Raw genomic sequence first — 23,885 nt, forward strand, 5'->3', positions numbered from 1 at the left:
GCGATCACTCTAAAAATTCGCTTGAGATCTATGTTATCTAGCCTTGTGCTTCACGTGCCTTGCCATGTGGCTTGGGATGCTTGAAGCGGCGATAGCTCCAGAGATATTGCTCGGGGCACATCCTGACCAATTGCTCTATCCCGTGATTAATATTGTCCGGGGTGGGCTCAAGATCAAGTGGCCGTATATGAATGGCATAACCTCTCCCCCACGGCAGGCGCTCCCCGTAAGCCAGCAACACTCGTGCACCAGAAGTCTCTGCCAGCTTACCCACCAGCGTCATGGTATAGGCTGGTGTACCAAAGAAATCTGCCCAGACACCTTCGCCGAACTCAGGCACCTGATCGGGCAAAATGCCGATCGCCTCACCCTGCTTCAAGGCTCTCAGCAAACTACGCACCCCACTGAGATTGGTCGGTGCCTGCCTGATCTGGCTGCGGTTACGACCCTCGTCGATTAAAGGAGCCAACCATTGTTGACGCGCGGGGCGGTATAACACCGTAATCGGACGGCGAGCGGCGTAGTACAAGGCGGTAATTTCATAACAACCCAAGTGGGGGGTAAGAAAGATAATACCCTGCCCTTGCGCATGTGCAGCCTCGACATGCTCCCAGCCATGACACTCCCTTACCCAAGGCAACACCCGCTCTTGCGGCCTGAACCAGATGGCAAACGTCTCGATCAGGCCTTTGCCAGTTTCCACCACGCTGCGTTTGACCAAACGCCGATAATCCGCTGGGGATGGTGTAATGCCAGCGATATTGAGATTCTTGCGGGTACGCCGCAATACCTTCTGGGAAAAGAAATAAAGACCCCACCCCGTGAACACACCAATCCCATTGATGACAGGCAAAGGCAGCCGCGCCAGAATGCGTAATAATGCTTTAAGCATGTACTTCTTTTTGAAACATCATGATTTTGCTATTCTAACAACCTTTTGCATAATTGATTTGGCAGGAGTTCATGAGCGAATATCTATTTACTTCAGAATCCGTTTCCGAAGGCCATCCCGACAAGGTCGCCGACCAGATTTCGGATAGCATTCTGGATGCGATTCTTGAGCAGGACCCTACGGCACGCGTAGCAGCAGAAACCTTGACTAATACTGGCTTGGTTGTGCTGGCAGGCGAAATCACCACCACTGCCAGTGTTGATTACATCAAGGTCGCCCGCGATGCAATCAAGCGCATCGGCTATGACAACGCCGACTATGGCATTGATCACAAAAGCTGCGCGGTACTGGTTGCCTATGACAAGCAATCCCCCGATATTGCCCAAGGCGTTGATAACGCGAATGATGACCCACTTGATCAAGGTGCGGGCGACCAAGGCCTGATGTTTGGCTATGCCTGCGATGAAACACCACAATTGATGCCATTGCCGATCTGGCTCTCGCATCGATTAATGGAGCGCCAGTCACAATTGCGCAAAGATGGCCGCCTGCCTTGGCTGCGCCCTGATGCCAAAAGCCAGGTCACCATTCAATATGTCGATGGCAAACCCCACAAGATTGATACCGTCCTCATCTCAACACAGCATGCCCCTGACATCTCGCTAGATCAAGTACGTGAAGGCGTGATTGAAGAAATTATCAAACCATCCCTGCCACAAGAACTCATCAAGGGAGACATCAAGTTCCTCGTTAACCCGACAGGCCGTTTCGTCATTGGCGGTCCACAAGGGGATTGCGGCTTGACCGGTCGTAAAATCATCGTCGACACCTATGGTGGCGCAGCTCCTCACGGCGGTGGTGCTTTCTCTGGCAAGGACCCTTCAAAGGTAGACCGTTCCGCAGCTTATGCAGGCCGCTATGTTGCCAAGAACATCGTGGCCGCTGGCTTGGCATCACGCTGCTTGGTACAGGTTTCCTATGCGATTGGCGTCGCCAAGCCAACCAGTGTCATGGTGGAAACCTATGGCACAGGCAAGGTTCCAAACGAAGTGCTCACGCAACTGGTGCTGGAACATTTCGACCTACGCCCCAAGGGTATCGTGCAGATGCTAGACCTGTTGCGCCCAATCTATTCCAAGACAGCGGCCTATGGTCACTTTGGTCGTGATGAGCCTGAATTCACTTGGGAAGCGGCGGATAAAGCCAGCGCGCTTCGTGCTGCTGCGGGAATCTAAAAAACCAGATATATTGCTACTTAACATGTAAGTCCTGGGGGTATCAATAATGCTAAAAAAAATCCCTGTGCGCGAATTGCGTATTGGCATGTATCTGCATAAGCTTGATGCCTCCTGGATCCACCACCCCTTCTGGCGTAGCGCCTTTGTCATTACCGAGCAAACTGATATAGAAAAACTGCTCAGTAGCGGTATTCATACTGTCATCATCGATACCAGCAAGGGTGATGATGTGTCTCCCGCTCCGCAAGAGCCCCCACCCGAAATACCCTCCACTCCTGCTGCCGATAAGGCTCCACCCACCGCCACTCAGCAAACCAGCATTGCTGAAGAACTCGAACAAGCCGCACACATTTGTGCCAAAGCTAATCGCGAAGTCAAAGGCATGTTTCAGGAAGCACGCCTAGGCAAAGCGGTTGACAGCGAGCAAGCCATGTCATTGGTCAGCGACATTTCCTCGTCAGTCAGCCGCAACTCTGGGGCACTGATCAGCCTAGCGCGCCTAAAGAACTACGACGACTACACCTATATGCACTCGGTCGCGGTTTGCGGACTCATGATTGCCTTGGCAATGCAACTTAACATGAATGACGAAGAAGTCCGGCTCTGCGGCTTGGCAGGCTTGCTGCACGATATCGGCAAGATGCATATCCCGATGAACATCATCAACAAACCCGGCAAACTCACGGATGAAGAATTCGACACCGTCAGACACCATCCAGAAGCCGGGCACGCGTTGCTCTCCAACTCCCTCAACATTCACCCTATCGTCCTGGATGTTTGCCTGCATCATCACGAAAAAATTGCTGGTACTGGCTATCCACATCAACTCGCAGGCAACAATATCAGTCTCTATGCCCGCATGGGGGCAGTCTGTGATGTCTATGATGCCGTGACCTCTGACCGGATTTATCACAAGGGCTGGCACCCTGCTGAAGCCTTGCGCAACATGGCTGAGTGGACAACTGATCATCTCGACAACCGCATTTTCCAGGCCTTGGTTAAAAGCCTGGGTATCTACCCGATCGGGTCACTGGTGCGCCTGCAATCAGGGCGCCTTGCTGTTGTCATTGATAAAAACCCGACTTCATTACTCAACCCCGTCGTGAAAGCCTTTTTTTCCATTAAATCCGGCACCCGTATCAAACCAGAGATCCTCAAGCTCGGCACATCTAGCTGCCAAGAGAAGATTATCGCCATTGAGCAACCAGAAGACTGGAAATTTCCTGACTTCAACCTGCTCTGGACAAACGGGATACAACACCCCTGATGTCGCCGTGCACAAGCACGGCAAAACCCTCTATAATGATGGCCTACCGAGGAACGCTGCGAGGATATGATCCCCAGGCTCGGTTGCCGCAGTACAAGCTGCGTAAACGGCGTTCACCAGATTGACAGTACCGGTCATGAAGATGGTGAATTGTTGTAAACGCAGACTCTCACCCTTCCACTGGTCAGACACTTCTAACGGACACAAACAGTGTCCACGTCGCTCAATGTTTTAAAGGATGAATACTGTGGCTAACACCCAAGATTACGTGATTGCCGACATCAACCTGGCTGAATGGGGCCGCAAGGAAATTGCGATCGCCGAAACCGAAATGCCAGGCCTGATGGCAATCCGCGAAGAATACGCAACCACCAAGCCCCTGCGCGGTGCCCGCATCACTGGCTCCCTGCACATGACAATCCAGACTGCCGTACTGATCGAGACGCTGCGAGACTTGGGCGCGGAAGTACGCTGGGCTTCCTGCAACATCTATTCCACGCAGGATCATGCGGCCGCCGCGATTGCTGCACAAAACATTCCGGTATTCGCCGTCAAGGGTGAAACCCTGGATGAATACTGGGACTATACCCATCGTATTTTCGAGTGGGCCGATGGCGGCTACAGCAACATGATCCTCGACGATGGCGGCGATGCCACATTGCTGCTGCACCTCGGCACGCGTGCAGAGCAGGATGCCACCATTCTCAACCATCCTGCCAGCGAAGAAGAAACCAGCCTGTTCAATGCTATCAAGGCGAAACTGGCACAAGATTCAAGCTGGTATTCCACCCGTTTATCCAAAATTCTTGGCGTCACTGAAGAAACCACTACTGGCGTGCACCGCCTGTACCAGATGCACAAGGAAGGCAAGCTGGCTTTCCCGGCTATCAACGTCAACGATTCCGTCACTAAGTCCAAGTTCGACAACCTCTACGGTTGCCGTGAATCCTTGGTAGATGGCATCAAGCGTGCCACCGATGTGATGGTAGCCGGCAAAGTGGCCGTGGTCGCTGGCTATGGCGATGTGGGCAAGGGCTCTGCCCAGGCATTGCGCGCTTTATCTGCCCAGGTATGGGTCACTGAAATTGATCCGATCTGTGCATTGCAAGCCGCCATGGAAGGCTATCGTGTTGTTACCATGGACTATGCTGCCGAGCACGGTGACATCTTCGTTACTGCTACTGGTAACTACCATGTCATCAACCATGAGCACATGGCAAAAATGAAGGATCAGGCTATCGTGTGTAACATCGGCCACTTCGACAATGAAATCGATGTTGCCTCGATCGAGAAATACCAGTGGGAAGAAATCAAGCCACAAGTCGATCACGTCATCTTCCCTGATGGCAAGCGCATCATCCTGCTAGCCAAGGGCCGCCTAGTCAACCTAGGTTGCGCTACGGGTCACCCAAGCTATGTGATGAGCTCCTCGTTCGCCAACCAGACCATCGCCCAGATCGAGCTATTTGCAAATACTGCCAAGTATCCAGTAGGTGTTTATACTCTACCCAAGCATCTGGACGAGAAGGTTGCCTTGCTGCAATTGAAAAAACTCAATGCACAACTGACGACTCTCACCGATGAGCAAGCTGCCTACATTGGCGTGGAAAAACATGGCCCATTCAAGCCAGACCACTATCGCTACTAAAGTAAAAGTATAAGCAGAGCACACGACCCTGGCCAAATGCTCCGCCTTAGGGCAAGGGAGTACCCGTCAGGCAAATGTGCTCAATATTCTTGAAAGCATAATGCCCAGCATAATTGCTGGGCAATGCTTGCGATTTACCCAACCAGCCCAGCGACATCGGGCATATGCAAGGAGGATAGCAAGATGAAGCTCTTGATCGTATGGTTACTCAACGCCCTGGCCCTGCTAGCAGTGGCTTACGTGGTACCGTCCATTCACGTTTCTGGCATTGGCAGCGCATTAATCGCAGCAGCCGTCATTGGCTTGGTCAACCTGCTTATCCGGCCAATCCTGGTAATACTGACGCTGCCGGTCACCGTGCTGACATTGGGTTTATTCTTGCTGGTCATCAATGGGCTGCTGTTTCTCTTCGTCGGCCACATATTGAATGGCTTTGAAGTACAGACACTACTCGCTGGCATTGTGGGTGCTGTTCTCTACAGCCTGATTTCCTGGGCGCTTATCGCCCTGATCCTGGGCACGAAGGACTAGCCCGTAGTATCCATCACGTATTCATATGGTTTTTCAATGAACAATGCTCCTATCATCAGTTTTGAGTTTTTTCCGCCAAAAACGGCGGAAGGCATGGCAAAGCTGCGCACCGCTCGTGAACAGCTTGCTGCCTTCAACCCCAAGTTTTTTTCCGTCACTTTTGGTGCTGGTGGCTCCACGCGTGACCGCACACTGGAAACCGTCGTCGATATCCAACAGGCTGGCTATGAAGGCGCGCCCCATCTTTCCTGCATATCTTCCGACAAGGCTGAAATCCGCACCTTGCTGGCACAATATCAGCAACAGGGTATTAAGCGACTGGTAGCCTTGCGTGGCGATGTGCCCTCAGGTGAAGTCAGTGCCGGGGATTTTCGCTACGCCAATGAATTGGTCAGCTTCATTCGCGAGGAAACTGGCGATTGGTTCCAGATTGAAGTGGCTGCTTACCCCGAATTCCACCCGGAATCATCATCTCCCACGGCAGACCTGAAGTATTTCAAACAGAAAGTTGATGCCGGAGCGAATGCTGCCATCACGCAGTATTTTTACAATGCAGATGCTTACTTCCGCTTTGTGGACCAGTGTGAAAAATCGGGCATTACCATCCCGATTGTGCCCGGGATCATGCCTATCTATAACTTCACGCAGCTTGCGCGTTTTTCCAGCGTGTGCGGTGCAGAAATTCCGCGCTGGCTGAGGTTGCGACTGCAAGATTATGGTGATGACCTCGCTTCCTTGCGCGCTTTTGGTACGGAAGTCGTCGAAGACCTATGTGAGCAACTGCTCGCTGGCGGTGCACCAGGCCTGCATTTCTATACACTCAATCAAGCAGGAACGATCTCTTCGATTCTTGAGCAACTGGGTGCTGGGGAAAAATAAGGCGTTGCCGGAGGCCGAATAGCCTCCGGATTGTATCTTCAAGACCAGATTGCTTTAGTGCAATGTTGGTCGATTGTCGTTGAACATGGCGTCCTCGACAAACAGGTAATCGCTGGCTTTATCCTGGTTCCATAACGCCATCAATACGATCCAGCGCGTCTCTTCCAAGCCAATTTCAGGCTGCAATAACGCCATAGCCCTGTCTATCACCAGCTCGCGCTGTGATGCCGTCAATACCTTGGCCTGCTCGAGAAACATGATAAAACTCAGGCTATCAGCACTCAGCTTCTTGGTTTCCGCATCACTGTAAATGCGTAATCCGGTTGTGCCAAGCTGTGGTGCATCAGCCTCAGACATAGACTCCAGGGCGTTATACCAATCAAACGCGCCATTGATGTCTTCCTGATCAAAACCTGCTGCGAATAATTCCTTGGATAGTGTTTCGTGGTCGGGATGGATATCTGACTCAAAGTAGTTTTCAAACATATACACCAGGACTTCGAACATACATTCCCCAATCAAAATGACCCGGGTGACCCTGTGATGTCTTCACTCACTTAGCAGATTTTGAGAATCGCCATTGTGTCGTGTTGATATTGTTCACAGAATTAGGCGATGCGCTGGAAACGCCCTCCCGGTAGAGAGGTTAGCTTACCTTCTAACTCCAGCACCAACAGCATGGCGGAAAGGCGTTCGGTCGTCAAGCCGCTTCTTGCTGCCAGCACATCCAGGCTAACCGGGTCATATCCCAGCGCCTCAAGCAAGGGATCATGCTCGCTATCCACAGGCTGCTCTACATTAGGTGAATCAACTACTGACTGTGGAGCAATCTTCATTTCATCCAAGATATCCTGCATGCTATCCACCAGCTTGGCACCCTGCTTGATAAGCTGGTGACAGCCTTTGGCCATGGGCGAATGTATAGAGCCTGGGATGGCAAATACCTCGCGCCCCTGTTCGACCGCTAAGCGCGCCGTGATCAATGATCCACTTTGCAGGTTGGCCTCGACCACCAGGCACCCTTGGCTTAAGCCGCTAATAATACGATTGCGTCGCGGAAAATTCTGCGCACGGGAAGGTGTACCTAATGCAAACTCGGAAATGATCAGACCATGTTCGGCAATCTGGTGTGCCAGATGACGATGCCGTGCCGGATAGACGATATCCAGACCAGTCCCCACCACGGCTATCGTGGCACCTCCCGCCTTGAGTGCCCCTTGATGTGCAGCACCATCGATACCAAGCGCCATGCCACTGACAATGCACAAGCCCTGTCGACTTAAGGCAGCAGAAAACTCCTCGGCATTTTTTTCACCCTGCGGACTGGCATTGCGGCTGCCTACCACAGCAATTGACGGCATATTGAGCAGCGCTAGTCTGCCTTTGGCATACAAGAGCGGGGGCGGGTTGGGAATATCCAATAGGGATTGAGGATAGCTGGCGTCAGCAAGCGTCACCAGATGATTACCTGGTTGTTGCAGCCAAGCTGTAATCAAGGCCTGGTGTTCCGCTACGGGGCCTGCTGCCACAGCGCTCGCCTGGGCATCAGGCAAAACATCACGCAGGCGCTGCCGGCTGGCGTTATAGATTTTTTCAGGAGAACCAAACACCGCCAGCAATTGGCAAAACGCCTGGCTACCTAGACCAGGCACCAGGCTCAGGCTAACCCACAGCCCGGCTTCCTCATGGCTGGTGCTACTTATGGCTTCTCCACAACATCCAGCACGTTCACCGGCTCTGTCGCCTGAACAATCAGCGCATAGGATATTTTGTCAAAAGTACGAAACACCATGGCCAGCCCAATGCGCTCATTCGGCAACTTGATGTTTTCCGGCTCTTTCGACTCCTTGTTTTTCTTGTCGTATTTCGGGTTCTTGATGACGCGCCCATTGCGGTTGATAGCAAGCACATGACCTTGCTCCAACCCATCATCGCCACCTTTGCTAATCGCAATAATGGTGTTGCGCCCTGCTTCCGCCACGCCACCATAAATTGAGAGAATACGACCTTTGACCTCGGCTTCTGGCGCCCGGGGAATAAAATTGGTTTGCAGGTTTTCCGGAGCAGCAACTAATTTGTCGTTAGCAAAAATCTCTTCCTTGGCGCTGACAATGTCACCGCTCGCAGGCTCACCATATTTGGTAATCCGCGCATCACCAAGATAGATAGCCTCGGTGCCCAGCACCGCCTTGGTTTCGGGGTCGATATAAGTTTTACCCGTACGGTAGATATTCCACAGCGTGCCCTCACCTTCATTGATGCGATCAACATAGACGCGCGAACCAGGGCTTAAAACCACACGATTTTCCGGCCCGGCAATGATACTCGGGGCATCCTTCAACCCTTCGTTTTCAATGATCAAGGGCTGACTGAGGAAAGGGGAAATCACACTAGGCGAAATGGCCGGAATGGCTTCAGCATCCAGCTTCTCAGTACGAATACCAGGCGCAAGACTCACCTCGGGGTTAGCCACCGTCTCGCGCAATAAGCGCAATTCGGGCGACCCACTACTGGTATCCAGCACCACGACATCGCCTGGATAAATCAGGTGTGGATTCTTGATTTGCTCACGGTTCATCTTCCAGACCTGCGACCACTGCCACGGATCCTTGAGAAAGCGGCCAGAAATGGCCCACAAGGTATCGCCTTTGACCACGACATACCGGTCAGGATGATTGGCTTGCAGCTTCACCTCATCTGCCAGAGCAGGCAAAATCGGGCAACAAAGCAGTAGCAGCGTTATAATGTGTTTATACATCATGTATATGTTAACGGCAGGCGTAAGGATTCATTTAATATTCTGAAACTTGCATTGGATTCTGCATTCAATCTATTAAACAAGCAAGCGTTCTATGGCAATTCTAGACATCCTGACCTACCCCGATCCGCGCTTACATAAAGTGGCCGCGCCAGTGGATGAAGTCAATGACGACATACGGCAATTGGTACGCGACATGGCAGAAACCATGTACGACGCGCCAGGCATCGGCTTGGCTGCAACCCAGGTTGACGTTCACAAACAGGTGATCGTCATGGATTTGTCGGAAGACAAGTCTGCACTGCAAGTCTTCATCAACCCGCGCATCATCAAAAAATGCGGCAGCCAGGATTACGACGAGGGCTGCCTCTCCGTGCCAGGATTTTACGAGACAGTGACGCGCGCTGCGGAAATCACCGTAGAAGCCCTGGACGAGCATGGCAAGCCATTCACGCTGGAAGCCGAAGGCCTGCTTGCAGTCTGCATCCAGCATGAAATGGATCACCTGCTGGGCAAAGTGTTTGTCGAATACCTCTCCGGCCTCAAGCAAAACCGCATCAAGAACAAACTGAAGAAACGCCAGCGCGAACGCGCCTGATTAGCCCCTCATGAAAATCATCTATGCCGGAACCCCGGAATTTGCCATGCCTGCCTTGGCAGCCCTGATTGAGTCCTCCCACGAAGTCAGCCTGGTGCTGACCCAGCCTGACCGCCCGGCAGGGCGAGGCATGAAGCTCAAACCCAGCCCAGTCAAGAGCTTGGCACTAGAGCACAATATCCCCGTCCTTCAGCCAGAAACCCTCAAGGACGCAGCAGTACAAGCCCAGATTGCTGCGGAAAATGCCGATGCACTGGTGGTAGCTGCTTATGGCCTCATTATCCCCACAGCCGTGCTCAACATGCCACGCCATGGTTGCTACAACATTCATGCTTCACTGTTGCCTCGCTGGCGCGGTGCGGCACCTATCCAACGCTCACTGCTTGCTGGTGACAAAGAAACTGGTGTCACCATCATGGAGGTCGTGCCCGCACTGGATGCTGGCGCCATGATCTTGCGGGGTGCCTTGCCGATTACAGCGCAGGATACCGCCCAAACTTTGCATGATGGACTGGCAGACATAGGCGCCAAGTTAATGCTGCAGGCCATGAACCAGCTGGAAAGCACAGGAAAACTGGTTGCCGAACCACAAGACGAATCGCTAGTGACTTATGCAGAAAAACTGCAAAAATCCGAAGCTGCTATCGACTGGCACCAGGATGCAGAAGCGCTATCCCGCCAAGTGCGTGCTTTCAACCCCTTCCCGGTCGCACAAAGCACATTGCAGGGCGAAACTTGCCGCATCTGGATGGCACAAGCGCTAGATGGTCAGGCCGAGCCAGGCACCATTGTGTCATTGGATCAAGGCATTATCGTAGGCTGTGGCAAGGGCTTGCTGAGAATTGATGAATTGCAATTGCCTGGCGGCAAGCGCCTGAAAGCCCGCGACTTCCTCGCAGGCAACCCCTTGAAGCTGGGTGACAAATTCGGTCGCTGACATTCGCACCAGCGCCCCAGACTTCATCGGTAAAAACCTGCTTATCCACTTGAATTTTTTCCATTGATCGCTATCTAAATGGGGAAGCAAAATAGTGACGAATCGCGGCGTTATGCCGTAGGCAACACATTCAGAATGGAGTAATGCAACAATGGTAGGAAACTGGCTAAAAACTTCCATCCTCATGGCGGGGATCGTTGTCTTGTTTGGTTCAGTAGGCGCCGCGCTGGGTGGTGCTGGCGGCATGATGATCGCATTGCTAATTGCAGGTGCGATGAATGTCTACGCCTACTGGTTTTCCGACAAAGCCGTACTCAAGATGTACAACGCGCGCGAGGTTGATGCCTCCACTGCGCCCGAGTTTTACAACATGGTACGAGAGCTGGCGAAGAATGCCGAGCTGCCAATGCCCAAGGTTTACATCATCGATGAAGACCAACCCAATGCTTTCGCCACTGGACGTAATCCAGAGAATGCTGCCGTAGCAGCCACCACCGGCATCATGCGCATTCTGACCCAACGCGAACTACGTGGCGTAATGGCGCACGAGCTGGCTCACGTCAAGCATAGAGACACCTTGATTTCGACCATTTCCGCAACAATTGCTGGTGCCATCTCCTCCATCGCACAATTCGGCATGCTGTTTGCGCATGACAGGGAACGTGGCGTGCATCCTGCTGTGGCTATCCTGATCATGATCGTAGCCCCGATTGCAGCGATGCTGATCCAGATGGCGATCTCGCGTGCTCGTGAATTCGAGGCTGACCGCGCTGGCGCACAGATTTGTAATGATCCGACTGCGCTTGCTGCTGCCTTGCAGAAGATACATAACTACGCGCACAAGATCCCGCTGGAAACTGCCGAGCAGCACCCGGAAACAGCACAGATGATGATCATCAACCCGCTGTCCACTGATGGTATCAAGGGCTTGTTCAGCACCCACCCGCAAACCGAGGAACGCATCAAGCGCCTCATGGCGATGGCGGCTTAAGCGGTGCAGGTTTCGCAGCAGCTTGCCGCGCAAGCCGTCGGTCAAGTGCTTGATGGACGTAACCTCTCAGTCGTGCTGGAAACACTATTCCAGCAACATCCTCACATCACGCCACAACAACGTGCCGTGAGCCAAGACCTGGCCTACGGCACGTTGCGCTTTTATTCCCGGCTTGAGGCCTTACTGCAGCAATTACTGCAAAAACCCCTGACTGAAGCCTTTATCCACCACCTGCTCCTGGTCAGCTTGTATCAGCTGGCTTATGACAAGGCCGGTGCACACACGGTAGTCAATCAAGCAGTGCTGGCCGCGGCCAAAACCAAGAAATCCTGGGCCAAGGGCCTGGTCAATGCCGTGTTGCGTAACTTCTTGCGCCAGCGTGATGCGCTTGAACAAAAGCTCGCCAATAACCAAGTGGCTCAATATAGCTATCCACAATGGTGGATCAACAAGCTCAAGCAACAATATCCAGATCATTGGGCATCCATGCTGGAAGCCGGCAATCAGCACCCGCCCATGACGCTGCGCGTCAATCGCCGCCACAGCGATGCCGATCACTACCTGCAACAACTACAGGCGGCAGACTTGCCGGCACAAGCCTTGGATGCACAAGCCATCATGCTTGAGCACGCAGTGCCAGTGAGCCGCCTACCTGGCTTTGAACAAGGCCACGCTTCAGTGCAGGATTGGGGTGCCCAATTTGCTGCTCTGGAACTAGATGCCAAGGATGGCATGCGTGTGCTGGATGCCTGTTGCGCGCCTGGCGGTAAAACCGGGCATGTATTGGAACTGGCGGATGTACACATGACTGCCATGGATAATGATGCCAAGCGCCTGCAACGTGTGCAGCAGAACCTGGATAGGTTAGGCCTGCAAGCCAACCTGGTACAGGGTGATGCCAGCACGCCAGATGCCTGGTGGGATGGGCAGCCTTATGACCGTATCCTGGCCGATGTGCCCTGTACTGCCTCGGGTATCGTGCGCCGTCATGTGGACATCAAGTGGCTGCGAAGAGAACAAGACATCGCAGCATTTGCAGAGCAACAACGCGTGATTTTGCAAGGCCTGTGGCGACTGCTGGCAAAGGGTGGTAAATTGCTTTACGTCACCTGCTCGGTATTTCATGAGGAAAACCAGCAGCAGATCGCGCAGTTTCTGCGATCCCAACCCGATGCTCGCCTGCTGCCCTTAAAGCACGACGCATTACAATCAAACCAAGGACAACTACTCCCCGGTACACACCATGACGGCTTCTTTTACGCTTTACTGCAAAAAGTTTAGGCTGTTCCTTTTACTCGTGCTGGCTTTTTTCAGCACCCAGGCAGTTGCCATCCAGAGTAGCTTATCGATCACCTCTGCCGAGCTGACCGCCACCGAGGAGGGAAACTATGTGCTGGATGCAGACTTCGGACTCACGCTTAGTCCCGCACTGGAAGAAGCAATCAGCAAGGGAATGCCGCTGAACTTCCTCGTCGAGTTTCAGCTAGTCTCACCTCGCCGTTATTGGTTCGATGACGAGATTGTCAGCCTCACCAGCAAGGTATCGCTGAGCTATCATGCCCTGTCGCGGCAATATCTCGTCAACCGTGACGGACACCAATTATCATTTTCCAGTATCTACGAAGCCAAGGAGGAAATTTCCCGCCTCAGGCATTGGCAAGTCGTTGACAATAGCCTGTTGAAAAAAGGGGAAAGTTACCAGGCAGGCTTACGCATGCGCCTTGATCAGTCCAAGCTACCCAAGGCCTTACAAGTAGACACACTCAGCTCTGAAGATTGGAACATGGCCTCCGAGCGTTTACGCTGGACCCCGACACTCGGCCAATAAACCGTCATGAAGTACATTGTCTTTATCAGCGCAGTCTTGGGAGCAGTACTGCTGTACTTGCTTTCACACGCCAGCACCCGTACGGCATCTGCTGGCAATTACTACAACCTGTTGCTGATCCTCAACCTGGCACTGGCCGTCGCACTGATCGTATTAATCGGCGTGCAACTCTGGCGGGTGTATCGCCAGATGCGCAACAGCATCATGGGCAGCCGACTGACCTTGCGCCTGCTTGGCAGCTTTGCACTGATCGCCATCATACCCGGCGTCATCGTCTATGCCGTTTCGGTCAACTTCCTCACACGATCTATCGAGTCCTGGTTCAACGTCAAGGTAGAAGCGGCGCTCGAAGGTGGCCTGCGCCTAGGCCAGAGTGCGCTGGATATCATGCTTTCGGATCTGGAAGACAAGGCCGAGACCATGGCCTTGTCACTAGCCTTCCAGCCCAACAACCTGCACCTGAGCGTACTCAATGACCTGCGCGAAAAAAGTGGTGTACGTGATGCAGTATTGCTGACGGTGCAGGGCCGCATCCTGGCATTTTCCAGCGGAGACCCTTCTAGCTTCCTGCCTGACCTACCCAGCGTCCCGCAGTTACGCCAAGGCAGGCAGCACGTTTATGGCGTAATTGAACCGATTCTTGGCAAGGGCTTGTACCTACGCGTTCTTGCCCCAGTCACGATGAACGATATGGCAGGCGAAACCCGTGTGCTGCAATTACTGCAACCCGTGCCAAAATCCCTCTCCGAAACCGCGGAGGCAGTACAAGACGTTTACGAAGACTATCAAGAGCTCTCATTCAGCCGTGAATCATTAAAAGAGGTTTTCGCGCTAACCTTGACGCTGGTCTTAATGCTGGCCATGCTTTCTTCCATTGCATTTGCCTTCGTCCTAAGCCGCCGCCTCTCTGCACCGCTGGGTATTCTCGCCGAAGGCACACGTGCCATTGCGCGCGGTGATTACGGCACGGTCTTGCCTGCCCATGGCAAGGATGAGCTGGGCATCCTGGTGCAATCTTTCAATAGCATGACGCGCCAGCTCAACGATGCCACCCAGACAGCCGACCGTAACCGTGCGCGCCTGGAAGCAGCACGTGGTTATCTCGAAACCATTCTCGCCCACCTTTCATCCGGGGTATTGGTGCTGGGCGAGCACGGGCAACTACGCACCTTTAACTATGCGGCGTCCCATATTCTTGGCGTTCGTCTGACGGAAGATACACTCAACCAACCACTTGACCTGCTCGCTCACCAGCAAGAAACCTTAGCCAGCTTCGTCAATCGTATCCAGGTCTACTTCAAGGCTGACTCAGCCTCGGAATGGCAGGAGCAAATGGAAATCAGCACCAGCCAAGGCAAGCAGGTTTTACTGGTGCGCGGTACACGCCTGCCCGACGGCCCGGATGGCGGCTTTGTCGTCGTATTCGACGACATTACACAATTAGCGCAAGCTCAACGCGATGCCGCCTGGGCAGAAGTAGCGCGTCGATTGGCGCATGAAATCAAGAATCCACTTACCCCAATCCAGCTCTCCGCCGAGCGTATCGAACACAAACTGGCAGCCAAGCTGAATGAAACCGATGCGGCAATGTTAAGCCGGGCAACTGCCACCATCGTTAGCCAGGTAAATGCCATGAAGACCATGGTAAACGAATTCAGCGAATATGCCCGCCTACCCGCCCTCAACCTGGATACGGTAGATTTGCGGCAATTGATCCAAGATGTCCTGACTTTATATGAAGCAGGCGCTATTCAGATGGTCGTGGATATGCCGCCTGAGTTGCCCAAGGTGCATGGCGATGCAACCATGCTGCGCCAGGTGTTGCATAACTTGTTGCAAAACGCACAAGATGCGCTGGAACATCACCCGCACCCCGAGATCACTATCTCTTGCGTACTCGCGGACGAACGCGTAAAACTATGCGTCAAGGACAACGGCGCTGGCTTCCCGCTGGAAATCCTTTCCCATGCATTTGAACCCTACATGACGACCAAGCGCCATGGCACTGGCCTTGGCCTTGCCATCGTCAAGAAGATCATTGAAGAACACAAAGGCAATATCAAGGTGGAAAACCTGGAACCTGATGGTGCTATCGTCACCGTCACCATACCAATAGCGGAGCGCAAGCAATGACGGCAAGGCAAGTGCTGGTCGTGGATGACGAAATCGGCATCCGCGAATTATTGAGGGATATTTTGCAGGATGAAGGCTACCAAGTGCGCCTGGCCGAGAACGCAGCAGAGGCCCGCACCTGGCGTCAGCAAACCCGGCCCGACCTGGTATTGCTGGATATCTGGATGCCAGACTGTGACGGCATCAGCCTGCTCAAGGAATGGGGTAACGGCGGTCTGCTGACGATGCCGGTAGTCATGATGTCTGGGCATGGCACCATTGATACTGCGGTCGAGGCCACCCGTATCGGCGCATTTGATTTCCTCGAAAAGCCCATCGCGCTGCAAAAATTGCTCAAGACTGTCAATGCTGCGCTCAAACATGGCGAGCAACTACCCCGCTCCGACATGAATTTGCTCAACCTGGGGAAAAGCCCTGTCATCTCCGAGTTGCGCCAGCGCCTGGAGCAAGTCGCCAGCCTGAAATCAGCCTTGCTACTGATCGGTGCCAAAGGTAGTGGCCTGGAACTTTGTGCACGCTTCCTGCACCAGCCAGGCTCGCCTTGGCTGGAATTAAATGAAACCGAGCGCCTGGCCTCAGCCCCATTAGAATTGCTTGAGCATACCAGCGATGGCTTGATCTTCCTGCCCGAAGTCGCCGAGCTGAACAAAACCGAGCAAAAAGGCTTGCTGCTTTTGCTTTCCAAGGCAGAGAAATATGCCGTGCGCGTGGTCTGCGGCACTGCAAGAGCCCTACCGCAGTTGGTACAGGAAGGTGTGTTCGACAGCACCTTGTTACAAGCCATCTCAATCGCAACGGTCAGCGTACCCGCGCTGGAAGATCATCGCGAAGATATCCCTGACCTCGCGCGCTCCATGGTGACCCTGATGGTAGAAACCGGTGAGGCTGCGTATCGCGAATTTGACATTGCCGCCCTCAATGCCCTGCGCAATGCAGATTGGCCAGGCAATCTGGCCCAGTTGGACAGCGTCATCCGCAACCTGGTGCAAACCTCGCTGGGAGAAAAAATTACCCTGGCAGATGTCAACCGTGTTGTCGGTCAATTCGCCCAGATGCACCAGGAAAATACCGGCAATGCAGCTGCAACCTCGCTCGCAATAGACCTGGATCAGCCATTACGCGAAGCCCGGGATGATTTCGAGCGTTTGTACTTTGAGCATCACATCGCCAAGGCAGGCGGCAATATGAGCAAAGTCGCAGAAAACGTACAGCTAGAGCGCACTCACCTTTACCGCAAACTCAAGCAACTAGGGGTTAAATCAAAATAAGCTTACTGGCGTGGCATTCTGGCATCGTAAAGACAGATGCCAAACGCTACCAGTAACAGAAGCACAGGTACCAGCAGCGCTTGATTCCCCATGCTGAGGGTGCATAGCCCACCCAGCACCGCGCCAAACAAAAAGCAGGCGCACACCAAGGCAAAGATGCGTGCCTCGCGCAGCGCTAACTTGTCAAACTGGCGCGCCACTCCCTCGAACAAGCTCTCTATGCTTCGTCTCAGGTTGCCCGTTGTCATCACCGAGTTATATTTGGCATTGCCAATATGGGTAAAACTTGAGTTCTGCATCGCAGCCACCAATGCAATGCCTGGCACCAACCAAGCATCAGGAAAATCTGCTGGCAATTGGCTACCTATGCTTAGCATGACGATTTCAAGCCCCAGGCAGAACAAGGCTGGGCTGACGATTTTTTCCCTCACGCTGGGCAAGCGCATGCAATTGGCCAGGAACACACCCACCACGAACGCCAATAGTGGCGGCAAATGTCGCGAAGCCTGGGACCAATCCTGTTCTCCCACCGCCACACCCATCAGCACGATATTACCCGTCATGGCATTGGCAAATACCTGGCCATGACCAACATAGGTAAAAGCATCGAGAAAACCGCCAGAGAGTGTAAGCAGGGCAGCAACTTGCAGGGAGTTATCGGCAGGTAATGATGTGGAAGGCAGCATGCCTCAAGGAAAACATAATCCTGCATGCTGTGCAATGGCTGGGCACCCTACCCAGCCATTGCAATGTTGGAGAAACTGCCTAGGCCTTGCTACCAGCCACGCTACGATACAACAAGGCACCGATCACGCCACCGACAATCGGAGCCAGCCAGAACAACCACAGCTGGTCGATTGCCCAACCACCCGCATAGACTGCCACACCAGTGCTACGGGCAGGATTAACGGAGGTATTGGTCACCGGGATGCTGACCAGGTGAATCAGGGTCAAGGTCAGGCCAATGGCTACTGGCGCCAGGAATGTAGGTGCACGCTGATCAGTCGCGCCCATGATGATGAACAGGAAAAACGCTGTCAGCACGACTTCTGCCACCAAGGCAGCTGTCATCGTATATCCACCAGGAGAGTGCTCACCATAACCATTGGAAGCAAAACCAGCAGTGACATCAAACCCGGCCTGCCCACTGGCAATCAGATAAAGCACACCACCCGCAGCGATTGCTCCCAGCACTTGCGCCACGATGTAGGGCAACAACTGGCTACCGGCAAAGCGACCACCTGCCCACAGGCCAATGGAAACAGCAGGATTGAGATGACAACCGGAAATATGCCCAATGGCAAACGCCATGGTGAGCACAGTCAAACCAAATGCCAAGGAGACCCCATGCAGGCCGATACCGACCTCAGGAAACGCCGCCGCCAATACCGCACTGCCGCAACCGCCTAATACCAACCAGAATGTTCCCAGGAACTCCGCACTATATCGATTCATTTTTGATCCTCCTTGTTTACGCTGTCTGTTGGCTACTCATATCCAACCATGTAGCCAGCGCCAGTATAGGAGGTTTACTGCGGCTAAAACGTCAACAATTATTAGCATCCACTTCGATTGTTCACGGTGAGGAAGCGTGCTTGCATTGCTCAAGAATATCGCCTGCATTGCCATGATCGTCTGTAAACAAGGTCGCTTCATCCCCTTTGCTCCACCACTCTAGCGCATCATCCCGATAACGCGCCCCACTGGCGGAAATGGCCTGTACCAGCGTATGGGCCTGCCCACGATAATCAAGCACCGCTTTATCCTGCTCGTAACTCACTGCAATGACCGTCCCGCTATCGCAGTGGTAGGTCAATGCCTCGCTGTCAGCATGACAAGCACTGAGCAACCAGCAAACACAGATCATGAGGGCAACACGCATGATGCAAGCTCCTTATAAACGATCAAATACCGAGCCGATATCCGGGCTAAACAGGCGATGGTACAGACGGGTGGCATGCAAATCGGTCATGCCAGCGATGTAATCGCAGATCACACGCCTAGAGCGGCCACTTTCGTGAAACTGCGCCAGGTAAGTGGGTGGCAGCAAGCGATCTGGGTTCTCCAGCAAAGTCACAAACAAACGCATGATCATCTGCTGTCCCTTGAACTCCAGCGCTTGCACCTTGGGATGACGAATCACTTCATCCAGCACGAATTTCTTCAAAATATCGAGCAGTTGCCGGGCTTCACCTTGCATCTCGGCCTGCAAACGCAATAGCGGTGAAGCAAACCCATCTTGCTCACGAATCGCGATATTGCCAATGAAGTAAGCAACCAATTTGCTAATCGCATGCTTGCGGTCACGGTCACTGCCAGAAAACAGTTTGCTGTTGTAGAACTCTGCCTGTGTGTTTAAGGGCGATTCGGGCAAACTCTCAACGCGGGACATCACTTGCTCACGCCACTGACGCTCGGTGACCAGCTCGAGTGCCAGCGCATCTTCGAGGTCATGCACGCCATAGGCAATATCATCCGCCAGCTCCATGATCGAAGTATCGAAGCCCTTGTGCATTGATTTTGCATGCTTGCCTGGCACGCGCTTGAACGCCCGGAAGCCTTGCCTATCTTGTTCCGTCAATGGTGCCAATATCCACGCCAGGACATCTGCCTCATCATCATGAATACATTTGGGTGGTTTGGCATGATCAATATTGGAAGAGATTGCCTGCATCTCTTCACCATAGCCTGCCACTTCGTTGTGCAACACCGGGTATTTCAACAAGCCCAGCATGGTACGACGCGTCAAATCCAGCCCATGCTCAGGTGAATACTCACCCAGCCTGCCAATAATGCGCAGGGTTTGCCCGTTGCCCTCAAAACCACCATGCGCGTACATCAAGGCATTTAAGGCAACTTCTCCACCATGCCCAAACGGCGGATGACCAAGATCGTGGCCCAGGCAGATGGCCTCAATCAGGCTCAATGAAGGAATCCAGGTACTGCACTCAGGATCATCCGCATAGCGTTGGCGTAATTGCTCGCAAATGCCCGAACCAATCTGCGCAACTTCCAAGGAATGTGTCAGCCGCGTACGGTAGAAATCGCTGTCGCCTATGCTGAAAATCTGCGTTTTGGATTGCAGACGCCGGAATGAGGAGGAGTGAATAATGCGCGCGCGATCGCGCTGATATTCACTATCAATCGAGTCAGAGTTGAAGGATTTTCCTGCATAGCCAGCGGCATAACGTCGACGGTCTATCCAGGGGGTCATGATGTGTTCTTGCTTGGTTTCCATGGCGTGATATTGCCATGAAAGGTGACGCCAGCCTAATCAGTCACCACAAGAAATCAAGCTGAAGGTTGATCAAGTTGCCAGTGCCCACGCGCGTAGACATCCATCATCATACGACCAGCCTGGGAATAATGGATTTCAGTGCCAGAAGGCACCACCAGCATTTCCAGCATGGTGCGCAAGGTAGCACGAGCAACAGTAATATCAGCGGTTGTAATATCAATACGCTGGTATACCAGGCGTTGTGAAGCGTCCTGATTGATATCGCTCAATGACTGCCCCCAACCAATAACATCGCCGGCCTGCGCTTCCTGCATCAATCGTGCAAGCTCGTTCTCGCGCAGATGAAATGGATCTGGTCTTGTATGGGCTTTCAATGGAATCTTGACGTAGACAAACAGCGTCTGGGAAGTACGATCAAACACCGTACCATGGTCTGTTGCATCAACGGTATTGCCTGCGCCCATCTTGCCAGCCTCGTTTGCCATATATTGCATCAACGATTGGCAGGCCAGGCGCGTTGACATTAACAGGCCTTAGACCGGTTCAGCTACCTGTCCATAACTCGGCATAGCTTTGCCAAGCAGCGCGCGGGGCCTGCTCCCTGGGCGCATTGACGGGCACCCCAAGGTTCAGCAAGCCAATGATCTTGTCCTGCGGCGCAAACCCCATCACCTGATTCAGCAAGCTGCCCAATGGGTCAGGTGCACTACTCCAGAATCCGCTATATCCCAGCACATGCGCAGCATTGAGCATATTCATGACCGCAGCCCCTGCCGTCAGCAACTGCTCGAATTCCGGTGCTTTGAGATGTGGTGTCATCCGGGCGGCCAAGACGATGACCAAAGGCGCGGTCGTCAACTTGAGGGTATATTTGCCGCGCAATGCCTGAACCTGCTCCGTCTGGGCATCAGGATGCTGCAATACCTGTTGTAATAACACCTGCCTCGCGTCGCCCTGCACCACCTTGAAATGCCAAGGCATCAAGCCAGCATGGTCGGGTGCCGTCGCTGCTGCTTGTAGAATGGTTTCCAACTCGCCAGCCTGCGGCGCTGGCGCCATCAATGGCCAAGCCGAACGCCGGGCCAAGAGGGTTTCTAATATCTCTGTCGTCATTTTGCTTCTACTTCCTCTTACTTAACCAAGTCTGGCGCACTATCCAATAGCACGACCAAGCTGCGCCCTTGCGCAAAAGGCCACCCAACATCAACAAGGTTGCGCTTATATGCCCCAGTCTCGCTATCAGCAGGCAAGCTGCAACACTACAGGGGTATGATCAGATGGTCGCTCCAGCTTGCGTGGCGCCTTGTCTATCCAACAACGCTGACAATCAGCCTTGAGGGCATCACTCACCAGAATATGGTCAATGCGTAGCCCCAGGTTACGGCGGAAACCAGCCATGCGGTAATCCCACCAACTGAAGCTGGCAGGCTCTTGCTCGAACAGACGGAAGCTGTCATGCAAGCCCAATGCGGTCATGGCACGAAAAGCTGCACGCTCCGGCTCACTTACCAATACCTGCCCCACCCACGCGGCAGGGTCATGCACATCCTGGTCTTCAGGCGCTATGTTGTAATCACCGAGCAAGGCCAGTTTTGGATGGGCAGCGAGTTCTGCCTGAAGATAGGCAATCAGCGCTTCCAGCCATCCCAGTTTGTACTGATATTTGTCTGAATCCAGGCTTTGCCCATTCGGGATGTAAGCACATACTATTCTTACACCATTGATAGTGGCAGCCACTAATCGCTTTTGTTCATCATTCAACCCAGGAATGCCAAATGAAACATCCTCTATCGGGTGCGGGCTAAGAATTGCCACGCCGTTATAGGTTTTCTGGCCGCTATGCACGGCGTTATACCCGGCCTCCCGCAAGGCCTCATAGGGGAATTTACTATCTTCCTGCTTGGTTTCCTGCAGGCACAAGGCATCCGGTTTTTCCGCATTGATCCAGTCGATCACATGTGGCAAACGGACATTGAGTGAATTGACGTTCCAGGTGGCGAGCTTCATGAATGGCTAGGGTTTACTGACAATCGTTCAGTTTACCATTGCTGTCGCCCTGAATTTTCCTTTATCGGCAAGGCTAGTGTTTCACGCGCCCTCAAACAGGAGTAAAGTTGGCCCATGATGGCGAGATGATTGCAACAGGGAGCAACGCCTCGACATGGCTCAGTGATCGTTACAAAAATAATGACAATCAATATGACATCAATATTTCACCCATGCCTTACACGCTGTAATAGCTGGGTCATGTTGGCCTGTTTGATGCTGGTTGGCTGCAACACCATGGCCCCACCATATCAGGCCCCCGCAGCCCCTGTGGCCACTCGCTTTCCCTTTGAGCAATCGACAGGTACAGAAGCTGCCAATCTCGCGTGGCAGGATTACTTTGCCGATGCCGAACTGCGCGCCTTGATCCAAGCAGCCTTGGAAAATAATCGCGACCTGCGCATCGCCATGCTACGCATTGAGGAAACGCGGGCGCTGTACGGCATACAGCGTGCCGACCTGTTTCCCTGGCTCAATGGTCAAGCCAACTTTACCCGCTCGCGCACTCCTGCAGATATGAGCCTGATCGGGCGCCCATTGCTGCTGAATGAATACAATGTTGGCCTGGGCGTCAGCAACTGGGAGCTGGACTTCTGGGGCCGTATCCGCAGCTTACGTGATGCCGCCCTGGAAACTTTCTTTGCAAGCAATGAAGCACGCCGCGCAGCCACCATCTCGCTGGTCGCCGAAGTCGCCAATAGTTACTTGCGGTTACGCGCATTGGATCAGCGTATCCAACTCGCAGAGAAAACCATTCAAAGCCGTGAAGAGTCCACGCGGATATTCCAACGCCGTTTCGATGTTGGCTCCACCTCCAAATTAGACCTGAAGCAAGTGCAAACCTTGCTGGCACAGGCTCAGACATTGCTCTATCAATTGCAGCAATCTCGCGCCACCGAACTCAACGCCCTGACCGTCTTGATTGGCAAGGAGGTCGTGTTGACACCCTATCAAGACAACGCCATCCAGGAAAAGCCGTTCCTCAACGACATCAAAGTAGGCTTGCCTTCCGAGATACTGACTCAGCGGCCAGACATCGTAGCGGCCGAGCATGTGCTCAAGGCAGCCAATGCCAATATCGGCGCCGCGCGTGCCGCCTTCTTCCCACGCATCAGCCTGACAGCGGCATATGGCACGGCCAGCCGCGAACTCGATGGCCTGTTCGAGTCAGGCAGCCAGGCCTGGCGTTTCTCGCCCAGCATTACACTGCCTATCTTCAATGCTGGCGCCAACCGTGCCAATCTTGACTTGGCGGAAGTGCGCAAAGACCAGGCCATTGCCAACTATGAAAAAGCCATCCAAGGCGCTTTTCGAGATGTGGCCGATGCTTTGGCCGCCCAACATGGGCTGCGCCAGCAGCTGATTAGCCAACAGGAAATGTTAGCTGCGCAGGCAGAGCGTGCCCGATTAGTGAAACTACGCTATGACAATGGTGCCACTTCCTATTTCGAGGTGCTGGATGCGGAACGCAACTTGCTGGAAGTTGAACAGCAGCTAGTGCAAATGCAGCGTGCCCTCTTCTCCAGCCAAGTCAGCCTATATGCCACGCTGGGCGGCGGGTCGCAATCCATTGCCGCACCCTCGCCAATCACACCCCTCAGCCGGCAGCCCGCCAATTGAACGGATCACGCCA

Annotated in this window: 24 protein-coding genes and 1 riboswitch; of the genes, 13 read left to right on the forward strand and 11 right to left on the reverse strand. The window is 53.4% G+C overall.

Going from position 1 to position 23,885, the window contains the following annotated elements:
• Positions 1-37: 37 nt before the first annotated feature.
• The gene (locus ACIKP9_RS08875) at positions 38-892 is read right to left on the reverse strand and encodes a lysophospholipid acyltransferase family protein (RefSeq protein ID WP_400881540.1); all 855 of its coding nucleotides are present in this window, start codon (positions 890-892) and stop codon (positions 38-40) included.
• A gap of 71 nt (positions 893-963) precedes the next feature.
• Here ACIKP9_RS08875 and metK point away from each other — a divergent pair, with 71 nt between their 5' ends.
• The 5 genes from metK (at position 964) to metF (ending at position 6,455) form a co-directional block, all read left to right on the forward strand.
• Positions 964-2,127 (forward strand): methionine adenosyltransferase, encoded by a 1,164-nt coding sequence (gene metK, locus ACIKP9_RS08880; protein ID WP_400881542.1) that lies wholly within the window; start codon positions 964-966, stop codon positions 2,125-2,127.
• Positions 2,128-2,176: 49 nt separating this feature from the next.
• The gene (locus ACIKP9_RS08885) at positions 2,177-3,397 is read left to right on the forward strand and encodes an HD-GYP domain-containing protein (RefSeq protein ID WP_400881544.1); all 1,221 of its coding nucleotides are present in this window, start codon (positions 2,177-2,179) and stop codon (positions 3,395-3,397) included.
• Between the two features lie 42 nt (positions 3,398-3,439).
• Positions 3,440-3,519, forward strand: a riboswitch (S-adenosyl-L-homocysteine riboswitch).
• A gap of 116 nt (positions 3,520-3,635) precedes the next feature.
• Positions 3,636-5,045, forward strand: a complete 1,410-nt coding sequence (ahcY, locus tag ACIKP9_RS08890) for an adenosylhomocysteinase (protein ID WP_230348161.1) — start codon at positions 3,636-3,638, stop codon at positions 5,043-5,045.
• A 183-nt stretch (positions 5,046-5,228) separates the two neighbouring features.
• The gene (locus ACIKP9_RS08895; RefSeq protein ID WP_400881546.1) at positions 5,229-5,576 is read left to right on the forward strand and encodes a phage holin family protein; all 348 of its coding nucleotides are present in this window, start codon (positions 5,229-5,231) and stop codon (positions 5,574-5,576) included.
• 36 nt (positions 5,577-5,612) lie between these two features.
• Complete coding sequence (gene metF / locus ACIKP9_RS08900) at positions 5,613-6,455, forward strand: methylenetetrahydrofolate reductase [NAD(P)H] (RefSeq protein ID WP_400881548.1); 843 nt, start codon at positions 5,613-5,615, stop codon at positions 6,453-6,455.
• 54 nt (positions 6,456-6,509) lie between these two features.
• Here metF and ACIKP9_RS08905 read toward each other — a convergent pair whose 3' ends face one another.
• The 3 genes from ACIKP9_RS08905 to ACIKP9_RS08915 all read right to left on the reverse strand — a co-directional run bounded on the left by ACIKP9_RS08905 (position 6,510) and on the right by ACIKP9_RS08915 (position 9,213).
• Positions 6,510-6,962, reverse strand: a complete 453-nt coding sequence (locus tag ACIKP9_RS08905) for a DUF494 family protein (RefSeq protein WP_230348164.1) — start codon at positions 6,960-6,962, stop codon at positions 6,510-6,512.
• 101 nt (positions 6,963-7,063) lie between these two features.
• On the reverse strand, positions 7,064-8,107 hold the full coding sequence (gene dprA, locus ACIKP9_RS08910) for a DNA-processing protein DprA (RefSeq protein WP_400881550.1): 1,044 nt from the start codon (positions 8,105-8,107) through the stop codon (positions 7,064-7,066).
• 47 nt (positions 8,108-8,154) lie between these two features.
• Positions 8,155-9,213, reverse strand: coding sequence for a LysM peptidoglycan-binding domain-containing protein (locus ACIKP9_RS08915; RefSeq protein WP_449815916.1), 1,059 nt, complete (start codon positions 9,211-9,213; stop codon positions 8,155-8,157).
• Between the two features lie 94 nt (positions 9,214-9,307).
• Here ACIKP9_RS08915 and def point away from each other — a divergent pair, with 94 nt between their 5' ends.
• The 7 genes from def (at position 9,308) to ACIKP9_RS08950 (ending at position 16,968) form a co-directional block, all read left to right on the forward strand.
• A complete protein-coding gene (def, locus tag ACIKP9_RS08920; RefSeq protein ID WP_230348166.1) occupies positions 9,308-9,811 on the forward strand; it encodes a peptide deformylase in 504 nt (167 codons plus the stop codon).
• A 10-nt stretch (positions 9,812-9,821) separates the two neighbouring features.
• Positions 9,822-10,748, forward strand: coding sequence for a methionyl-tRNA formyltransferase (gene fmt, locus ACIKP9_RS08925; protein WP_400881554.1), 927 nt, complete (start codon positions 9,822-9,824; stop codon positions 10,746-10,748).
• Between the two features lie 151 nt (positions 10,749-10,899).
• Positions 10,900-11,739, forward strand: coding sequence for a zinc metalloprotease HtpX (htpX, locus tag ACIKP9_RS08930; RefSeq protein ID WP_230348168.1), 840 nt, complete (start codon positions 10,900-10,902; stop codon positions 11,737-11,739).
• 3 nt (positions 11,740-11,742) lie between these two features.
• Positions 11,743-13,020, forward strand: coding sequence for a 16S rRNA (cytosine(967)-C(5))-methyltransferase RsmB (rsmB, locus tag ACIKP9_RS08935; RefSeq protein WP_400881557.1), 1,278 nt, complete (start codon positions 11,743-11,745; stop codon positions 13,018-13,020).
• The gene (locus ACIKP9_RS08940) at positions 12,983-13,567 is read left to right on the forward strand and encodes a DUF4390 domain-containing protein (RefSeq protein ID WP_400881559.1); all 585 of its coding nucleotides are present in this window, start codon (positions 12,983-12,985) and stop codon (positions 13,565-13,567) included. Before rsmB ends, ACIKP9_RS08940 begins: the two co-directional genes overlap by 38 nt.
• A gap of 6 nt (positions 13,568-13,573) precedes the next feature.
• Positions 13,574-15,700, forward strand: a complete 2,127-nt coding sequence (locus ACIKP9_RS08945) for a sensor histidine kinase (RefSeq protein WP_400881561.1) — start codon at positions 13,574-13,576, stop codon at positions 15,698-15,700.
• The gene (locus tag ACIKP9_RS08950) at positions 15,697-16,968 is read left to right on the forward strand and encodes a sigma-54-dependent transcriptional regulator (RefSeq protein WP_400881563.1); all 1,272 of its coding nucleotides are present in this window, start codon (positions 15,697-15,699) and stop codon (positions 16,966-16,968) included. The genes ACIKP9_RS08945 and ACIKP9_RS08950 overlap by 4 nt, the downstream gene beginning before the upstream one ends.
• Positions 16,969-16,970: 2 nt before the next feature.
• Here the strand turns inward: ACIKP9_RS08950 and ACIKP9_RS08955 are convergent, their stop codons facing one another.
• The 7 genes from ACIKP9_RS08955 to xth all read right to left on the reverse strand — a co-directional run bounded on the left by ACIKP9_RS08955 (position 16,971) and on the right by xth (position 22,213).
• On the reverse strand, positions 16,971-17,654 hold the full coding sequence (locus ACIKP9_RS08955) for a YoaK family protein (RefSeq protein WP_400881565.1): 684 nt from the start codon (positions 17,652-17,654) through the stop codon (positions 16,971-16,973).
• A gap of 79 nt (positions 17,655-17,733) precedes the next feature.
• Positions 17,734-18,423, reverse strand: a complete 690-nt coding sequence (gene aqpZ, locus ACIKP9_RS08960) for an aquaporin Z (protein ID WP_400881567.1) — start codon at positions 18,421-18,423, stop codon at positions 17,734-17,736.
• Positions 18,424-18,544: 121 nt separating this feature from the next.
• Entirely contained in the window at positions 18,545-18,850 is a 306-nt protein-coding gene (locus tag ACIKP9_RS08965) for an MliC family protein (RefSeq protein ID WP_400881569.1), read from the reverse strand.
• 12 nt (positions 18,851-18,862) lie between these two features.
• A complete protein-coding gene (locus ACIKP9_RS08970; protein ID WP_400881571.1) occupies positions 18,863-20,206 on the reverse strand; it encodes an anti-phage deoxyguanosine triphosphatase in 1,344 nt (447 codons plus the stop codon).
• A 53-nt stretch (positions 20,207-20,259) separates the two neighbouring features.
• Entirely contained in the window at positions 20,260-20,730 is a 471-nt protein-coding gene (locus ACIKP9_RS08975) for a hypothetical protein (protein ID WP_400881573.1), read from the reverse strand.
• A 19-nt stretch (positions 20,731-20,749) separates the two neighbouring features.
• Positions 20,750-21,319, reverse strand: coding sequence for a nitroreductase family protein (locus ACIKP9_RS08980; protein ID WP_400881575.1), 570 nt, complete (start codon positions 21,317-21,319; stop codon positions 20,750-20,752).
• Positions 21,320-21,445: 126 nt separating this feature from the next.
• On the reverse strand, positions 21,446-22,213 hold the full coding sequence (gene xth, locus ACIKP9_RS08985) for an exodeoxyribonuclease III (RefSeq protein ID WP_400881577.1): 768 nt from the start codon (positions 22,211-22,213) through the stop codon (positions 21,446-21,448).
• 255 nt (positions 22,214-22,468) lie between these two features.
• Between xth and ACIKP9_RS08990 the strand changes: the two genes are divergently transcribed.
• Complete coding sequence (locus ACIKP9_RS08990) at positions 22,469-23,872, forward strand: efflux transporter outer membrane subunit (RefSeq protein WP_449815918.1); 1,404 nt, start codon at positions 22,469-22,471, stop codon at positions 23,870-23,872.
• Positions 23,873-23,885: the final 13 nt, after the last annotated feature.

The organism is Methylobacillus methanolivorans, assembly GCF_044751345.1.
Taxonomy (GTDB): Bacteria; Pseudomonadota; Gammaproteobacteria; order Burkholderiales; family Methylophilaceae; genus Methylobacillus; species Methylobacillus methanolivorans.

Coding starts and splice junctions, on each gene's coding strand:
- xth (WP_400881577.1), bottom strand. CDS start 22,213: ATGAAGCTCGCCACCTGGAACGTCAATTCACTCAATGTCCGTTTGCCA.
- ACIKP9_RS08965 (WP_400881569.1), bottom strand. CDS start 18,850: ATGCGTGTTGCCCTCATGATCTGTGTTTGCTGGTTGCTCAGTGCTTGT.
- def (WP_230348166.1), top strand. CDS start 9,308: ATGGCAATTCTAGACATCCTGACCTACCCCGATCCGCGCTTACATAAA.
- ACIKP9_RS08980 (WP_400881575.1), bottom strand. CDS start 21,319: ATGACGACAGAGATATTAGAAACCCTCTTGGCCCGGCGTTCGGCTTGG.
- ACIKP9_RS08905 (WP_230348164.1), bottom strand. CDS start 6,962: ATGTTCGAAGTCCTGGTGTATATGTTTGAAAACTACTTTGAGTCAGAT.
- aqpZ (WP_400881567.1), bottom strand. CDS start 18,423: ATGAATCGATATAGTGCGGAGTTCCTGGGAACATTCTGGTTGGTATTA.
- ACIKP9_RS08940 (WP_400881559.1), top strand. CDS start 12,983: ATGACGGCTTCTTTTACGCTTTACTGCAAAAAGTTTAGGCTGTTCCTT.
- htpX (WP_230348168.1), top strand. CDS start 10,900: ATGGTAGGAAACTGGCTAAAAACTTCCATCCTCATGGCGGGGATCGTT.
- ACIKP9_RS08955 (WP_400881565.1), bottom strand. CDS start 17,654: ATGCTGCCTTCCACATCATTACCTGCCGATAACTCCCTGCAAGTTGCT.
- fmt (WP_400881554.1), top strand. CDS start 9,822: ATGAAAATCATCTATGCCGGAACCCCGGAATTTGCCATGCCTGCCTTG.
- ACIKP9_RS08975 (WP_400881573.1), bottom strand. CDS start 20,730: ATGTCAACGCGCCTGGCCTGCCAATCGTTGATGCAATATATGGCAAAC.
- ACIKP9_RS08875 (WP_400881540.1), bottom strand. CDS start 892: ATGCTTAAAGCATTATTACGCATTCTGGCGCGGCTGCCTTTGCCTGTC.
- metF (WP_400881548.1), top strand. CDS start 5,613: ATGAACAATGCTCCTATCATCAGTTTTGAGTTTTTTCCGCCAAAAACG.
- ACIKP9_RS08950 (WP_400881563.1), top strand. CDS start 15,697: ATGACGGCAAGGCAAGTGCTGGTCGTGGATGACGAAATCGGCATCCGC.
- ACIKP9_RS08990 (WP_449815918.1), top strand. CDS start 22,469: ATGCTGGTTGGCTGCAACACCATGGCCCCACCATATCAGGCCCCCGCA.
- metK (WP_400881542.1), top strand. CDS start 964: ATGAGCGAATATCTATTTACTTCAGAATCCGTTTCCGAAGGCCATCCC.
- ACIKP9_RS08945 (WP_400881561.1), top strand. CDS start 13,574: ATGAAGTACATTGTCTTTATCAGCGCAGTCTTGGGAGCAGTACTGCTG.
- ahcY (WP_230348161.1), top strand. CDS start 3,636: ATGAATACTGTGGCTAACACCCAAGATTACGTGATTGCCGACATCAAC.
- ACIKP9_RS08970 (WP_400881571.1), bottom strand. CDS start 20,206: ATGGAAACCAAGCAAGAACACATCATGACCCCCTGGATAGACCGTCGA.
- ACIKP9_RS08895 (WP_400881546.1), top strand. CDS start 5,229: ATGAAGCTCTTGATCGTATGGTTACTCAACGCCCTGGCCCTGCTAGCA.
- ACIKP9_RS08915 (WP_449815916.1), bottom strand. CDS start 9,213: ATGTATAAACACATTATAACGCTGCTACTGCTTTGTTGCCCGATTTTG.
- ACIKP9_RS08885 (WP_400881544.1), top strand. CDS start 2,177: ATGCTAAAAAAAATCCCTGTGCGCGAATTGCGTATTGGCATGTATCTG.